The 14,765-nt window shown below is 48.3% G+C and carries 15 protein-coding genes; 6 read left to right on the forward strand and 9 right to left on the reverse strand.

The features are described 5' to 3' along the window. Positions 1–105 precede the first annotated feature (105 nt). Together mnmA and E2R66_RS06440 are read right to left on the reverse strand one after the other, a co-directional pair. Positions 106–1,194 (reverse strand): tRNA 2-thiouridine(34) synthase MnmA, encoded by a 1,089-nt coding sequence (gene mnmA, locus E2R66_RS06435; RefSeq protein ID WP_133227689.1) that lies wholly within the window; start codon positions 1,192–1,194, stop codon positions 106–108. 105 nt (positions 1,195–1,299) lie between these two features. Next, a complete protein-coding gene (locus tag E2R66_RS06440) occupies positions 1,300–1,770 on the reverse strand; it encodes a winged helix-turn-helix transcriptional regulator (RefSeq protein WP_240049246.1) in 471 nt (156 codons plus the stop codon). Between the two features lie 15 nt (positions 1,771–1,785). Between E2R66_RS06440 and E2R66_RS06445 the strand changes: the two genes are divergently transcribed. Continuing rightward, a complete protein-coding gene (locus E2R66_RS06445) occupies positions 1,786–2,382 on the forward strand; it encodes an FMN-dependent NADH-azoreductase (RefSeq protein WP_133227687.1) in 597 nt (198 codons plus the stop codon). Between the two features lie 253 nt (positions 2,383–2,635). Here E2R66_RS06445 and E2R66_RS06450 read toward each other — a convergent pair whose 3' ends face one another. Then, on the reverse strand, positions 2,636–3,310 hold the full coding sequence (locus tag E2R66_RS06450) for a TIGR02117 family protein (protein ID WP_133227685.1): 675 nt from the start codon (positions 3,308–3,310) through the stop codon (positions 2,636–2,638). Positions 3,311–3,471: 161 nt separating this feature from the next. Between E2R66_RS06450 and E2R66_RS06455 the strand changes: the two genes are divergently transcribed. Then, the gene (locus E2R66_RS06455) at positions 3,472–3,912 is read left to right on the forward strand and encodes a DUF5990 family protein (RefSeq protein WP_133227683.1); all 441 of its coding nucleotides are present in this window, start codon (positions 3,472–3,474) and stop codon (positions 3,910–3,912) included. A gap of 270 nt (positions 3,913–4,182) precedes the next feature. Here the strand turns inward: E2R66_RS06455 and E2R66_RS06460 are convergent, their stop codons facing one another. The 3 genes from E2R66_RS06460 to pdxR all read right to left on the reverse strand — a co-directional run bounded on the left by E2R66_RS06460 (position 4,183) and on the right by pdxR (position 8,239). Further along, positions 4,183–5,427, reverse strand: coding sequence for a glutamate-5-semialdehyde dehydrogenase (locus tag E2R66_RS06460; protein ID WP_133227681.1), 1,245 nt, complete (start codon positions 5,425–5,427; stop codon positions 4,183–4,185). Between the two features lie 2 nt (positions 5,428–5,429). Beyond that, positions 5,430–6,509, reverse strand: coding sequence for a glutamate 5-kinase (proB, locus tag E2R66_RS06465; RefSeq protein ID WP_133227679.1), 1,080 nt, complete (start codon positions 6,507–6,509; stop codon positions 5,430–5,432). Positions 6,510–6,742: 233 nt separating this feature from the next. Then, the gene (gene pdxR, locus E2R66_RS06470) at positions 6,743–8,239 is read right to left on the reverse strand and encodes a MocR-like pyridoxine biosynthesis transcription factor PdxR (protein WP_133227677.1); all 1,497 of its coding nucleotides are present in this window, start codon (positions 8,237–8,239) and stop codon (positions 6,743–6,745) included. A gap of 83 nt (positions 8,240–8,322) precedes the next feature. Here pdxR and E2R66_RS06475 point away from each other — a divergent pair, with 83 nt between their 5' ends. From E2R66_RS06475 to E2R66_RS06485, 3 genes are all read left to right on the forward strand, one after another. Next, positions 8,323–8,778, forward strand: a complete 456-nt coding sequence (locus E2R66_RS06475) for a DoxX family protein (protein ID WP_133227675.1) — start codon at positions 8,323–8,325, stop codon at positions 8,776–8,778. A 336-nt stretch (positions 8,779–9,114) separates the two neighbouring features. Next, positions 9,115–10,119 carry an EamA family transporter gene (locus E2R66_RS06480; RefSeq protein ID WP_133227673.1) on the forward strand — a complete coding sequence of 335 codons (1,005 nt, stop codon included), beginning with the start codon at positions 9,115–9,117 and terminating at the stop codon, positions 10,117–10,119. A gap of 551 nt (positions 10,120–10,670) precedes the next feature. Further along, complete coding sequence (locus E2R66_RS06485) at positions 10,671–10,871, forward strand: hypothetical protein (protein ID WP_133227671.1); 201 nt, start codon at positions 10,671–10,673, stop codon at positions 10,869–10,871. 256 nt (positions 10,872–11,127) lie between these two features. On the opposite strand, the gene E2R66_RS06490 is transcribed toward E2R66_RS06485, so the two are convergent. Continuing rightward, entirely contained in the window at positions 11,128–11,574 is a 447-nt protein-coding gene (locus E2R66_RS06490) for a type II toxin-antitoxin system RatA family toxin (RefSeq protein ID WP_133227669.1), read from the reverse strand. Between the two features lie 225 nt (positions 11,575–11,799). Here E2R66_RS06490 and E2R66_RS06495 point away from each other — a divergent pair, with 225 nt between their 5' ends. After that, positions 11,800–12,906 (forward strand): acyltransferase family protein, encoded by a 1,107-nt coding sequence (locus tag E2R66_RS06495; protein WP_133227667.1) that lies wholly within the window; start codon positions 11,800–11,802, stop codon positions 12,904–12,906. 101 nt (positions 12,907–13,007) lie between these two features. Here the strand turns inward: E2R66_RS06495 and corA are convergent, their stop codons facing one another. After that, positions 13,008–14,132 (reverse strand): magnesium/cobalt transporter CorA, encoded by a 1,125-nt coding sequence (gene corA, locus E2R66_RS06500; RefSeq protein WP_133227665.1) that lies wholly within the window; start codon positions 14,130–14,132, stop codon positions 13,008–13,010. Beyond that, a complete protein-coding gene (locus E2R66_RS06505) occupies positions 14,133–14,744 on the reverse strand; it encodes a WbqC family protein (protein ID WP_133227663.1) in 612 nt (203 codons plus the stop codon). It abuts the gene before it with no gap. Between the last annotated feature and the right edge of the window lie 21 nt (positions 14,745–14,765).

Consider the following 14,765-nt stretch of genomic DNA (forward strand, 5'->3'; position numbering starts at 1 on the left):
TTAGAGAGATTGGAAGTGTCGAAAAAGTTTGAAAACAGGTGGAAATGTGGCGTGGTATTACGCAACTTTTTGAACCTTTTTAACCTCTTCAACGCTTCTAACTTTTTATAACAAAAATCCACCACCCAACAAATCATTCCCTTCGTAGAAAACCGCCGACTGGCCTGGCGCGATGCCCGATACCATATGGTCGAACGATACCTTCATGTGGTCGCCTATTTGTACGATCTTGCTTTCTGTACCGGCATCTTTATAGCGTATTTTGGTAACAGCTTCCAAAGGCTCGGGGATACTTTCGTATTTCACCAGGTTAAGGTTACGTACCCAGGCTTCTTTCTTTTCCAGTTCTTCTATGGTGCCCAAAACCACGGTATTGGTAACCGGGTCTATTTTGGTTACGAACATAGGTTTGCCCAAAGCAATACCCAGGCCTTTACGCTGGCCGATGGTATAGAAAGGATAACCCTGGTGTTTTCCAACGATGCTGCCATCAGTCAACACGAAATTGCCGGGACCTACACGCTCGTCCAGATCTTCCACCTTATGGCGTAAGAAAGCGCGGTAATCGTTATCGGGCACGAAGCATATCTCATAGCTTTCGCTTTTGCCGGCCAGTTCCAACTGGCCCATATCTACGGCCATCTGGCGTATTTCGGGCTTGGAGAAACTGCCTAACGGGAACTGTGTACGTGCCAGGTTCTTTTGCGAAACGCCCCAAAGTACGTATGATTGATCCTTGTTTTCGTCCTTGCCTTTAGATATTACGTAGCGACCGCTGTCCTGCTGGCGGATATTGGCGTAGTGCCCGGTGGCAATGAATTCGCAATCCAGCTTATCGGCACGTTTCAATAATGCCTCCCATTTGATATGGGTGTTGCAGAGCACGCATGGGTTAGGAGTGCGGCCGGCCAGGTATTCGTCAACAAAGTTATCGATCACAAAATCGCCGAATTCGTTGCGGATATCCAATATATAATGGGGGAAACCATAACCTACGGCTAAAGCGCGGGCATCGTTGATGCTATCCAGGCTACAGCAGCCGGTTTCTTTAGAGCTGCCGCCGGAAGAGGCATAATCCCATGTTTTCATGGTAAGACCTATCACCTCGTAGCCCTGCTCGTGCAGCATTACTGCCGCTACCGAACTATCAACTCCGCCGCTCATGGCCACTAATATTCTTCCGTGCTTACTCATATTGGGCGCAAAGATAAGGCTTTAGGGGTATATTAAGGGTCAGGGGAGGGTAAAATGGTTTGCTTAGTGAGTAGTGAATAGAGGGTGGTGAGTGGTTGCCACCGCCTAAACTGTCACCTGCTCTTCTTTCCTGTGCTTTACTATCCGCTCGCGGTGCTGCTCGCCCCATGCTTTCAATGCTTCGATGATAGGGCCTACCGAATCGCTGTAGGGTGTCAATTCGTAAATTACGGTTACGGGTACAGTGTTGAATACCTTGCGCACAACGAACTCGTTCAGTTCCATTTCGCGCAGTTCTTTGGAGAGTACCTTGGGGGTAATTTCGCCTAGCTCTTTTTGTATTTCGTTGAAGCGGCGCGGACCTTCGCGCAGGGCAACGATGAGCGGCAGCTTCCATTTACCGTTCAACACATACAAGGCATCCTTAACCGAACCCATGGCCGATTTGCAGGCTGCTGTGCCGTTTTTTTTGGTCTGTTCCATATGGCAAAGGTGCGAACTATCCCAAAGGATACCGCTATCCTTTGGGATAGTAGTATCTTTTTCATAGCTAATGTACCTAGGTTTGCCAAACATTTAAAACAAAAGCACATGAAAATATTACATTTGATCAGCAGCCCACGCGGCGCAGAATCTATCAGTCTGAAATTAGGGAACGCTATCGTAGAAAAACTTCAAGTAGCAAACCCCGGCAGCACTCTTGTTACAAAAGACCTTGCACTCAACCCCTTCCCGCACCTGGAAGAGGTGCACGTTACCTCGTTCTTTACCCCGGCAGAACAGCACTCGCCCGAACTGGCGGAAGCCATTAAACATTCTGATGAAGCCATTGCCGAATTGATGGATGCCGAAGCTATTGTGATAGATGCGCCGGTTTACAACTTCCAGATACCATCTACCCTGAAGGCCTGGATAGACCATATCTGTCGCGCCAACAAAACCTTTAGCTATTCGGCAAATGGCCCGGAAGGGCTGGTGAAAGGTAAAAAGGTATATGTTTCGATATCCTCCGGCGGCATCTATTCTCATGGCCCGATGAAGCCCTACGATTTTATAGAACCCTACCTACGTGGCGTGCTGGGTTTCCTGGGTATGACCGATATTACCGTTTACCGCGCCGAGGGCTTAAAAGTACCCGGCGTGGGCGAACACGCACTGGAAAACGCGATTGATGGTATTGTAGTGTAAGTATGATTGCTTGCCCGTCATCGGCCAACTTATCGAAAAACTAATAGTGATGGTTTAGCGCAAAGAAAGCTAAAAAAAAAGCGCGGGAATGTGCGATTCCCCTCTTGAGAGGGGGGGAGGGGTGTGTTTTGCCATATGCTTTGTGGAAAACACACCCCTGCCATCGCGCAGTACCAGCGCACCGCCTCTCGAGAGGGGAACAAGATACCGTCTTTAATACTCGTATTTCAAACTCATCGCTTTGGTTAATTCCCTACCTATACTTATCAAATATGGGGGTATCCGCCGGTGTCCATAAACAGGCTTTTTGGCCGCAGCTTTTGAGGGTATTATTTGCCCAGGTATTGCAGGTGAAAAAGAGGTTGTACTTGCGATGGGCCTCGTAAAAGGCATCGTCCTTACCGTAATTGGCGTTGGTTTTGATGTTGATGAAATGCCCTGCGCTATCCGTCTTGAAACTTTCGGTAACGTAAGTAATCAACCGGGCGTATTGCGCCTTACTGATGATGATTTTTTTGCAGGTGGCGCTTTCTATCAGCTCTTTATGATAGGTAACGTGCATGGCCGAAGTGCTCAACGCAAACGCTGCTTTGAACGCCGTACTGAATTTTAAATCGGCCCAGGTGGGGGTGTTGAGGTAAAAGCCTTTATCGCCCCAGCCCATGCCTACATAGCTGGCCACGGTATCTTTGCCTACTGTGTTCTCGAATTTAAGCTCCTTGCTCCAATCCACTTGTTCATTCTTAACGGGCACAACGATATCGGTATGCACGCCGTTGGTGAGTATATAGATGGTAACGTCCTGCGTGGTAACGGGTTCTGCCGAAATAGCGATTTTAGATAAGCTCCATGCGGCAAACAGGTACAACGCAACAAACGCTACGAAGCCAAGAACTACGCGGAGAGATATTTTAATGAATTTTCTCATGTGGGTTTAATTCAGGTTTGGTTTGTATTAATAAGGGTAATAAGGAAAGGTAACCCTTTCAGGTGAAAACTTGGGGCGATAATAATTACATACGTTAATTTTATACCTTTATTCGAAAGTTTAAAACATTCGCCTTTATCGCCAAATTACTCTGCTCCTATATGGCCACAAACCCTAATACCATCGACTTGCACATCACGCTCGATAAGCCACCGCTAAAAACCGTTTATTCGCTGCAAAAAGGCTCCGGCTCAAATTACGAACCCGTGCAGGTGCAGCCATCGCAAGGAGGGGATCTTCAATTTAGCTTTTCTGTAGAAATCAAAGGCACACCGCAAACCCTTGCCGCGCCCGATTTTCGCGGCCCATTCGTACAAGGCCCCGTTGGCGGCAGGTTTATCTACCTCGACATCGGCTCCTACGCTGGTGGGGGCGGCTGGAGCGGCAGGCTTAAAATACCGTTGACAGGGATTACCTGGGAGCAAGCGGAAAGCGGAAAAGAACTTTCAACGACCGTACCCGGCACCGGGAAAAACGGCATGCCGAATTGTGCTACGGTGAAGCCGTTTAACGGTTGGCAAACCTCTCAGTCTCATAAATGAGACGGCAATGAAGGTGCAGAGTTGAAAAAAATCCGCCTTCATTGTCGTCGGTTTTAACCGACCGCCGATTGGCTATTTCCTCTTCCGTCTCATAAATGAAACGGCAATGAAGGTGCAGAGTTGAAAAAAATCCACCTTCATTGCCGTCGGTTTTAACCGACCGCCGATTGGCTATTTCCTCTTCCGTCTCTTAAATGAAACGGCAATGAAGGTGCAGAGTTGAAAAAAATCCACCTTCATTGCCGTCTGTTTTAACCGACCGCCGATTGGCTATTTCCTCACCTGCCCATCACCTCTTACCACCCACTTATAGCTAGTCAGCTCTTCCAAACCCATTGGCCCGCGGGCATGCAGCTTCTGCGTGCTGATGCCTATTTCGGCGCCGAGGCCGAATTGCGCACCATCGGTAAAAGCGGTGGAGGCGTTTACATAAACAGCAGCGGCATCCACCCTGTTCAGGAAGGTTTCGATATGATCTGCATCTTCGGATACGATAGCTTCGCTATGTTTGGAACTGTTGATAGCGATATGTTCCAGTGCTTCATCCAAACTGCTCACGGTTTTAATAGCCATTTTCATGGATAAAAACTCCGTGCCAAAGTGTTCGGGCTGGGCCTCATGCAATTGCTCGGGCGGCCACAATCCTACCAACATCCACCATGAGGGTTTATCCGCATATAATATAACACCTTTGTCGTGTAACGGTTCAACTAACCAAAGTAGGTCTCCAAGGCGGCTTTCATGAATTATCAAACAATCCAGCGCGTTGCAGACGCTTACGCGGCGGGTTTTGGCGTTATCTACTATGGCGGTAGCTTTTTCTAAATCGCCGGTCTCGTCCAAATAGGTATGTACAATGCCCGCGCCGGTTTCAATCACCGGTACCTTGGCACTGTTGCGCACATAATTAATGAGCGACTGGCTCCCCCTCGGTATCAGCACATCAACATGCCCTACAGCATTGAGCAGGGCTTCGGTAGCTTCGCGTTCCACAGGGAGTAGGGTAGCTGCATTCACGTCAATGTTATGCTTAGACAATACGCCGTGGATAATACTGATGATGGCGCGGTTAGAGTAATCGGCATCGCTGCCGCCCTTTAATATGCTGATGTTGCCCGTTTTAAAGCATAGCGCAAATACATCGAATGTTACGTTTGGCCTTGCCTCGTATATCACGCCTACCACGCCGAGCGGTACGCGCACCTTGCTGATGTGCAGGCCATTCGGCATGATTTTGTCAGACAGCACAGCACCCAGCGGACTAGCCAATCCGGCTATGCTTTTGATATCATTCGCAATATCCTGTATGCGGGCGGCGGTCAGTTTCAGGCGGTCGTATTTTGGGTCAGCCGGGTCCATGCGGTCCAGATCCTTCTGGTTTTCCTGTAACAGATAAGCGGTTTGCGCTACGGCGGCTTCGGCCACATCAAGCAGCACTGCATCTATGGCGGCAGGGGCGAGGCCAAGGTTGCGGCCCGCCTTTACGGCATCTTCAAAGTATTTTGTGTATCCCATTTCTATCCCTGTAAATAAAGATAATCATAATGTACCAGCGCGCGCTGGTTTTTCTTGCCGGTGAACTCGCGGGCCTTTTCGGCACCGTACTCGGCCAGGCCAAGGCCAATCAGTTTGTGGTCTTCGTCGACTATTTTGATGATTTCGCCTTTCTTAAAATCGGCCAGTACCTTAATAATACCCACCGGCAGCAGGCTGGAAGCTTTGCTGGAGATGAGCACCGTTTTGGCTCCCTCGTTTACCTGCACCGCACCGGTGGCAGCGTTTTCTGAGTGGGCCAGCCATTTCTTTTTACCCGACGCTTTTTTAGTGGGTACGAAGTGCGTATGGATGGCCTTATTAGCCAACACATCGGTAAGGATATCATCTTTGGTGCCGTTGGCGATGTGCACCGCAATACCCAGCTGCGCCGTTTTTTGCGCCATGGTCGATTTGGTGATCATGCCGCCCCGTCCAAATTGCGAGCGGCCAGTACTCACGAAGGACGAGAAATCTACGCCCTCACCGGTAACTTCCTGTATCACAGCCGAGCCGGGGAGTTTGGGGTCGCCATCGTAAATGCCGTCTACATTGCTGAGAATGATAAGGGCCTCGGCATTCAGCATGGAAGCGATGAGACCGGCCAGTTCGTCATTATCGGTAAACATCAGCTCGGTAACCGATACCACATCGTTTTCGTTCACCACGGGGATAACCTCATGCTGCAGCAGTATTTCGAGGCAGTTGCGCATATTGAGGTAGTGCAGCCTGTCGCGGAAATCCTCTTTGGTTACCAGTACCTGCGAGCACAGGATACCGAATTTATCGAACAGCTGGGAATACGTATTGATGAGCTTAACCTGCCCAATAGAGGCCAGCAACTGGCGCGTGGCCACGGCATCGTTCTTATCGCTTACGGTAATCAAGCTTCGACCGGATGCTACCGCACCCGACGACACCAAAATTACCTGCTTTCCTTGTTTTTTGATAGCGGCAATCTGGTCTACCAAATGGGCTATGCGCTCCGTATCGGGGAAGCCATCGGCCCTGGTAATAACGTTGGACCCCACCTTGATAATAACCCGCCGGTAATTGAATGACATTAATGTAGATTAAATTAGTCGTCAATAATAGGGATTTATAGGGGAAAAGCGGCGGATTATGTTAAAAAAAGGCAATAGGGAGAATTAATATCGAACACCGAATGCCCAATATCGAATGGTGAAGGACAACTCCGAAGTTTACTTCGATATTGGATATTCGAAATTCATCATTCGATATTATTGACACTAATATATTACAATCCCAGTCACGCAACCATTCACCACTCACCCAATCAACCACTCACCACTTCCGCCTTCTTCACTGCTCTTGCCAAAATATCTACCGCTTCTTCAAGCTCTTCCACATTCATGGAGGCAAAGCCAAGGCGAACAAAGTTGTGGCGCACCAGCGGGTCGTGGTAGTGCTCGCAGCCGCTACCGATGGTTAGGCCCATTTCGGCGGCTTTTTGAGTTACTACCAACCTGTCAACGCCGTTTTTGTACTCCATCCAAACGGCGAAGCCTCCGTTGGGGATAGTGAAAGCTACCTGGCCGCCCAGTTTTTCCTGCAACAGGCGGCACAGCACGTCGCGGCGTTCCTGGTAAAGTTTGTTGGCTTTTTTTAAGTGGCGGCCTATATCGCCGTTCTTCAGCAGGTTGGCCATGGCCTCCTCCAAAAGCTGTTCGCCCTGCCGGTCTATCAGGCGGCGCAGGCGGGTAGCCTGCTTAATGAGGTTTTGCGGGGCTATCATAAAACCAATGCGCAGGCCCGATGCGATGGTTTTACAGAACGAACCTACATAGATCACACTGCCATAATCATCGGCACTGGCCAGGGGCAAAATGGGGCTGCTGGAGTAATGAAAATCGTAGTCATAATCATCTTCCACAATAGCAAATTTGTAGGTTTTGGCCAGTTCCAGCAGGCGCATGCGCCTTTCTGAGCATAGCGTAACTGTGGTGGGCTGGTGATGGTGCGGTATCACGAACAGCATACGTATCGTTTGCTTTTTGCAGAGGACCTCCACGGCATTCAGGTTGATGCCGAATTCATCTACCGGCACCGGGGCAATCACCGCACCGGCCTGGGTAAACACTTCATTGGCCATGCTGTAACCCGGGTCGCCCACGATAACGGTATCGCCTTTATTCAATAAAACCTGCGCAATTAGATATAAGGCCATCTGCACGCCTTTGGTGATGATGATATTATCCGGACTTACATGCAATCCCCGCGTTTCCGAAAAGAACTTAGCCAGTTCTGTCCGCAGGTTCTCGGAGCCTTGTTCCGGCCCATACGCCAGGTATTTGGTATTGAACTTGTGCGATGCCAGCCTGCGGTACTCCCGTATCATCAGCTCCAGCGGTGCTATCCGGGTATCTGGCGAGCCATTGTTGAACACCAGGTTCCCCTCTGGCGGTGCCACAAACATGTCCTGGCAAATAACGCGGGTATCATCCACCTCGTACAAAGTTTCCTGCGAAAAGCCCGTGCGAGGCGGTGTGGCAACCAATGCCCTCGGCGAAACGTTGGGGAGGTTTTTGGCTACAAAGATGCCCTTACGCGGTAATACATCAACCCAGCTTTGGGCATACAACTCATCGTAAGCAGACACCACTGTTTTGCGGTGTAAGTTCAACGATTGTGCCAGCACCCTGCTGCCGGGCAATGCCGCCCCCGGTTTTAGAATACCCTTGCGGATAGCGCATATTACATCATTGGCCACCTGTAGGTACACGGGCACGGGCAGGTTTTTATCAACGCAAACAAGGCTTTCTAATAATTCCATCTGGACTATGGTGATTGTTATTTCTGGACTATGTGTATAGTCCACCAAGTACGTAATTTTATACCATTAAAACAAATCACATCATGCAACTCTCCGGAAATTTCAAAGCCCCTTCCGTCTTCCTCAGGATAGCCATCGCCGCCAGTTACCTCTGGGCATCGGCCGATAGGCTGGGCATTATTGGCGCGCATGGCCAACCGCATGTTGGCTGGGGCGACTGGCAACATTTTATAGACTATAGTAAGCAAGTAATGGGTTTTTTACCCGAAGTATTTGTAGCACCTTTGGCCGTAATAGCAACCTCACTCGAAATAGTTATTGGCCTGCTGCTTATTTTCGGCCTGTTTACGCGGTATGCTGCGTTGGTCAGCGGCTTGCTGAGCCTCAGCTTCGCGCTGTCGATGGCTATTTCTTTTGGTATAGATGCACCGCTTAATTACTCGGTATTTACGGTTAGCGCAGCAAGTTTTTTACTGGCTACTATACCTAATTATGTATGGAGCCTGGATGCCTGGCGGCAAAAGAACTCCTTCGGGTGACTGAATTATTACGGGGGCTGTCATTTGATCGATATTATCAGATGAAGCCAACAGCGAAGCGTTTTTTGTTACTTATACTTAGTGGTGAGGTGCACCAGCCGTTCCGATGGAACGTAAGACGGTTTTGCGGTATTTCTACCAACCAAACATCCCGATGGGATGCGTAAAGCAAAATCGTTCCGTAGGAAGGCATGGTTGGTAGAAAAATAAAGAGCAGTTTTGACGTTCCATCGGAACGTGTGGTGAAATCAGGGTTATGACGGGTTAAACCCCAAGACAGGAAACGTAAAACCTGGAAGATTTCTATTATTCAATACATATATAAATTCGCATACAATGGAAACCAAAGTAACCGGTAAACCCTCCACCTTATTAGTAGTAATTGCATTTGCTGCGGTGTATGTAGTGTGGGGTTCTACCTACTTTTTTATACAAATGGCCCTGCATGGCATACCGCCCATGATAATGGGTGCCATACGCTTTATAGCAGCGGGCATTTTGCTGCTTAGCTGGTGCTACTTAAAAGGCGACAGGATATTCGATAAAGCAACCATCAAGGCATCGGGGATCAGCGGCTTGCTTACACTATTCGTAGCTACTGGCATTGTGATATGGGTGGAGAAATTTATTCCTAGCGCCATGGTGGCCATCATGGTATCTGCAAATCCCATCTGGTTTGTGGTATTGGATAGGGCCAACTGGAAGGTGAACCTTAAAAGCCGCAGTACCATTTGGGGGCTCATCATTGGTTTCGGCGGCGTAGTGCTGCTGTTTGGCGAAGCCTTCTCCAAATCGATAGCAGGTGGACTGGATACAAAGCACCTGGTAGGTTTACTACTGCTGATTGTTGGCCCTATTGCCTGGTCGGTTGGTTCGTTGTATTCTAAAAAGACGGCTACAGGGGCACCGGCACGGGTAAACACCAGCTGGCAGATGCTGGTTGCGGGTATTGCCTTTATCCCTGTTGGGTTCATAGATAACGAATACGCTACTTTTCATATTAGTGCGGTACCGCTGCAGGCCTGGATGGCTGTGCTGTACCTCATCTTCTTCGGGTCGATAGCGGCGTTTAGCGCCTACGTTTGGTTGCTACAGGTGAGGCCGGCCACGCAGGTGAGTACGCACTCTTACGTAAACCCCGTGATAGCGGTGCTGCTGGGCGTGTTATTCGCAGGCGAAATCATCAGCTGGTTGCAGATTATCGGGCTGGTTATCATTTTATTGAGCGTGCTGTTGGTGAACCTGAGTAAATATTCGTTTGGCAAACCGAAGGTGGTTAAAGTAGATGAACCCCTGCCCATTAAGGGAGAACCGGTACTGCCCGGGAAACTTTGCGCATAATTTTTTAGATCAGTTTTGTTTAATAGTTCGAAGGGCTGGAGGCTGCAAGGTTTCCGGCTTTTTGTTTTTTAGTCAAAACGTTGCGGTATGCGATGTGTCTTTATTATATATAGAAAGTAGGCATGCATTGTGCGGCCTTAATAGACTGTACCATAAGTAAAAAACATACATAGGCAACAATACAAAATTTGGCGGTTATTTAAAACACAGAGTCCGCAGAGTTTTACGCAAAGGTCACAGCGTTTTTTGCCGCATTAAAGGTAAAAAAGCTCCGTAACTCTGTGTTTGTCTTCGTGAACTCCGTGTTTAAATAGCCGTAACAGTATAAAGAACATAACGCCAATTTTATTTTGATCGGCTTTTGTTAATGTTCATATGATATGACAGCCCCTTAAAAAATATCTCCTTTGGAGAGGATTGTTTAATAAGGGCTTCACCGTTTAGGTTGGGTCTTTAAGCCGCAATTTCATATGAAGCAACTTGATTAAAAAGCTAAAAATATTAGTATTTAAGCTTGGTGTTTATTATTTTTGACGATAAATTACCAGGCTATGGAACATACAAACGACACAGAGCAACTGAGGCAGTACCTGGCCGAGGCCGTAGAAATGCTGGACGATGTAAAACCCAAGCTGGCCTTATTCGAGAAGCAACGCTATTTCCGCTTAAAAGCGGCGGTAGATAGCTATATCCAAGCTAACAAAGCAGCCAAAGCCGCGCCGAAGCAAATAGAATTGATTCCAGGGGCTTAATGTCCGCGTCGCGAGTGGACTCACCTGTCTGCCGACAGGCAGGCCCGGTTTTTGCTTCGCTCGACCACCTCTTTACTTCGTAGAGAAGGCTTTTGTTCCGTTTTATTTTTTGAAACCCTCTTTGCGGAGCAGAGAGAAGGGTCTACGCCTGCGCATGCGGGTCGTCGGGCCTGCGTGTCGGCAGACAGGGTGAGTTAATCTGCGAGCGATAAGAAACGGATTTAAAGACTCATAAGCCGCATGCCCCAAGTAGCGATTAAGCCCCCTCCACACATTTCTTCAAATCGCGCAGGCGTTGCCTTACATTGCCGCGCAGATTACTTTTAATGAGGCCGCCAACCAGCGTAAAAGGGAAACGCAGCCTGTAAGTGTAAAAGAAGGTTACCTTGGATCTATCCGGCTCAAGGGTACTAAATTTCCACGAACCCGCAAAAGAGCTGAACATATAGGGGCCCCTGGTCATTTTTACGGCAGTAGTGCGGGGGCGGTTATAGGTAACATATTTGGTTTCCATGCCAATGCCATTGCGGGCTACGCACCAGGCTCTTACGCCTTTATCAGCTTCGGTAGCGCCGTTAATCAATTCTGCCTGTTTTAAAAAAGTATCCCAATCCAGCCGTTTGCTGTAGTTCTGCGTGTAGTCAAAAATTACTTCGGCGGGCTTGTTGATCATAATCTTCTCGGAGAAGTGGTAAGAAGCCATAGTAAATATCGTATAGGGTTGCCGTAAAGTTAAGCTTTTCGTACAACTAATAGGAATTTTATAGCGCGCAACTTTTAAGTATTTGTTGATTTCTACTATAGGGCAACTCTTTTTCGTGAGGAAAAATGAGCCGGGCGCTTGTTTTCTTCAAAGAGGCCGACCATCATTTGCACATCTGCCCACGTAAACTTATCTTGTACCCCGAACCGATTATTTTAAACCTTCATGAGTAAACCCCATTATCCTATACTGGATGGCCTGCGCGGAACTGCCGCGCTTTTGGTAGTGATTTTCCACCTATTGGAAGCTAAGTTTCCCGAATTGCCTAAGCACCCTATGCACCACGGCTATCTTGCGGTAGATTTTTTTTACCTGCTATCGGGCTTCGTAGTAGGATACGCCTATGACGATCGTTGGGCCAAGGGTATGACGGTTGGGCAATTCTTCAAAATAAGGCTTTTCCGCCTGCATCCACTGGTGATATTGGGCACCATCGTAGGTGCCATCTGTTTTTGGTTAGATCCTTATAAAGATATGCAGTTAGTCAATATCGGTAAGTTCGTCGCTGTAATATTATTCGGGTTTACGCTGCTCCCTGCTACCACCGATGTGCGCGGTTGGGGCGAAACCCACCCGCTGGATGGCCCATGCTGGAGCCTTTTGCAGGAATACCTGGCCAACTTCCTGTATGCCATAGTGGGCCGCAAGCTCAGCAAAACCGGCCTATGGGTGCTGGTAATCATCAGTGCGGTGGTGCTTACGGTGGTATCGGTAGATCATGGCGATTTGGGAACCGGCTGGGGTTATATGAAAATAAAATCGGCTTTTATTGCCGATTGGTTTTACGGGAAAGGTTCGGAAGGATATCCCAACATCTGGGTTGCACCGGTGCGGATGATGTTCCCGTTCTTTGCGGGGCTGCTGCTTTTTCGTACCGGCAAGCTTATCCGCATACCTATGGCTTATACGCTTTGTTCGCTTTTATTGGCAGTGTTGTTCTTTTTCCCTTATTATAGCTGGAACGGCTATTTCGATGCCCTGTGCATTATCATCTTTTTCCCGCTTGTTGTAGCTGCCGGGGCAGGGGGGCAGATTGCCGGTCGTTGGGCCACACTCTGCAAGTTTTCGGGCGATATATCATACCCCATCTACATTATGCACTACCCGTTCATCTATGTTTATATGTTCTGGATTGCCAAAGCCAAACCCGAGCCTGTTGCTGTTATCGCGGTAGCGGTTGGTTTGTTCTTCTTTTTTATCCTGCTGGCTTATGCGGCGCTGAAGTTGTATGATGAACCGGTGAGGAAGTGGTTGAAGGCAAAATTCGTCTGAACCGCTGATTTTAATGATTAAATGATTCCGTTGATTGGTAAGTAGCTTGCGAAACTTACCAACTAAAATTGTATAAATCTGCTTAATCGTATAATTCCGGGTTACAGCTTATTAAACCACCCCTTTTTCCAGAACACGAATAACAGCCCTGCGCCAATGCCGAACATGAGGATAAGTGCATACACGTAGCCGTGCGGCCAGTATAGCTCGGGCATGTTATCGGGTATGAGGTGGCCGTGATCGTCCTGGCGGCTGAAATTCATACCGTAGATACCGGCGATGAAGGTAAGGGGAATAAACACTACCGAGATGATGGTAAGCACTTTCATGATCTCGTTCATGCGGTTGCTTACCATACTCAGGTACAAATCTATGATGCTGCTGGTGACTTCTTTATAGCTTTCCACCATATCCATGGCCTGGATGCAATGGTCGTAGGCATCGCGCAGGTATATCTTTACCTCTTTGGTAATCAATTCGCTTTCGCTGCGGATCATATCGTTGATCTTATCGCGCTCGGGCCAGCAGGATCTGCGGATGATGATGAGCGTGCGTTTCAGTTGCTGCGCCTCAAACATGATGCTTTTATCGGGGCGCTCGTAAAGTTTGTCTTCGGTGGCATCTATCCGGTCGCCCAGTTGCGATAGCACCACGAAATAGTTATCCAGTATGGTATCGGTAAGGGCGTAAAAGATATAGCCAGGCCCCGCCGTACGGATGATACCTTTACCGGCTTTCAAACGGGTCTTTACCGGCTCGAAGTAATCCAGGTGGCTCTCTTCGAAACTGATAATGATGTTATCTTTTACAATACTGCTAAACTGGCAGTTTATCAGTTCGCCTTCGTCGTTAAAGTAAATGATGCGGCTGGTGCCGAACACGTAGCCTTCGTATTCATCAAATTTGGGCCGCTGGTGGGTGTTCACCACATCCTCTAAAACCAGGTGGTTTATACCCATAAAGGTGCCGATGTCTTCTATCAGCGCGGCATCGCCAAGGCCATTTATCTTTATCCAGTGGGTATGGTTGGTGCATTTTTTCAGTTGCGCCGTTATCGTTTTCAGATCGCAGCCCTTGCTGCTTTGCAGATCGGTCTCGTTGAACGAATAAACAACAATTTGTGGCTTCAGCGCATCATCGGGTATATTTATGGTACCGGGACTGGCACCCACCTCAATCTTACGTTTCTTGTTCTTAAAGTGTACCCGTTTGTTAAAATTACTCATCTACAAATAATTAACGGCCTGCGGCCCCTGGTTAAATAGCAGGTCTACGATGCTTTGGTTCTTCAGGAAACCCAGGCGTTCCTCAAAAACCTGGAAGTAAGGTTTTTGTTCGATTTCTGCTGGGCTTTTTGCGCTCATGGTATAACGCAAATCAACCAGGTTTGGGTATTCGGCCTCGTAACTTTCGGTAAACTGCAGGGGGAGCTTCATTTTCATCAGGCGTAGCAGCAGTTCCAGCAGTTCGCAGTTGTAATCAAAAAGATAGGTGTATTGCTTTTCGTAAAAAGGCGCAAAATCGTCTTCGTAATACTCAAAATAAGCCGAACGGCGGTAGCAGGCCTGCAGGCTCAGCCAGTGCAGTCGCTGCCATTTAAAATCGTAGCTGATGAGTACGTCTTTTATTTTGGTGTGGTTCTTGGCGCCTTTAATTACCGGTACGGTAAGGGCCAGCGAGCCGTCGGGCGAGTAAATGTTTGCCCGGTTGCGGTAGGTTTGCTTGGGGAAATGTTCTTCCTTTTCTATCAGCACATTGGGTTTATGCTGCTGCAGCGCGGTAAAATAGGCTATCGGCGGCAGGTAGAACATCGGGAAAACAGCACCATTCTCAATCATATATATTTTTTATGTTTGTGG

Source organism: Mucilaginibacter psychrotolerans (genome assembly GCF_004519315.1).
Lineage (GTDB): Bacteria > Bacteroidota > Bacteroidia > Sphingobacteriales > Sphingobacteriaceae > Mucilaginibacter > Mucilaginibacter psychrotolerans.

Bases quoted from the DNA above. Each gene is read 5' to 3' on its own strand.
- E2R66_RS06505 (WP_133227663.1), bottom strand. From the start codon at position 14,744: ATGATTGAGAATGGTGCTGTTTTCCCGATGTTCTACCTGCCGCCGATA.
- corA (WP_133227665.1), bottom strand. From the start codon at position 14,132: ATGAGTAATTTTAACAAACGGGTACACTTTAAGAACAAGAAACGTAAG.
- E2R66_RS06440 (WP_240049246.1), bottom strand. From the start codon at position 1,770: ATGTTTGGCAAACCTAGGTACATTAGCTATGAAAAAGATACTACTATC.
- E2R66_RS06475 (WP_133227675.1), top strand. From the start codon at position 8,323: ATGCAACTCTCCGGAAATTTCAAAGCCCCTTCCGTCTTCCTCAGGATA.
- E2R66_RS06485 (WP_133227671.1), top strand. From the start codon at position 10,671: ATGGAACATACAAACGACACAGAGCAACTGAGGCAGTACCTGGCCGAG.
- proB (WP_133227679.1), bottom strand. From the start codon at position 6,509: ATGTCATTCAATTACCGGCGGGTTATTATCAAGGTGGGGTCCAACGTT.
- E2R66_RS06455 (WP_133227683.1), top strand. From the start codon at position 3,472: ATGGCCACAAACCCTAATACCATCGACTTGCACATCACGCTCGATAAG.
- E2R66_RS06495 (WP_133227667.1), top strand. From the start codon at position 11,800: ATGAGTAAACCCCATTATCCTATACTGGATGGCCTGCGCGGAACTGCC.
- E2R66_RS06460 (WP_133227681.1), bottom strand. From the start codon at position 5,427: ATGGGATACACAAAATACTTTGAAGATGCCGTAAAGGCGGGCCGCAAC.
- E2R66_RS06450 (WP_133227685.1), bottom strand. From the start codon at position 3,310: ATGAGAAAATTCATTAAAATATCTCTCCGCGTAGTTCTTGGCTTCGTA.
- E2R66_RS06490 (WP_133227669.1), bottom strand. From the start codon at position 11,574: ATGGCTTCTTACCACTTCTCCGAGAAGATTATGATCAACAAGCCCGCC.
- pdxR (WP_133227677.1), bottom strand. From the start codon at position 8,239: ATGGAATTATTAGAAAGCCTTGTTTGCGTTGATAAAAACCTGCCCGTG.
- E2R66_RS06445 (WP_133227687.1), top strand. From the start codon at position 1,786: ATGAAAATATTACATTTGATCAGCAGCCCACGCGGCGCAGAATCTATC.
- mnmA (WP_133227689.1), bottom strand. From the start codon at position 1,194: ATGAGTAAGCACGGAAGAATATTAGTGGCCATGAGCGGCGGAGTTGAT.
- E2R66_RS06480 (WP_133227673.1), top strand. From the start codon at position 9,115: ATGGAAACCAAAGTAACCGGTAAACCCTCCACCTTATTAGTAGTAATT.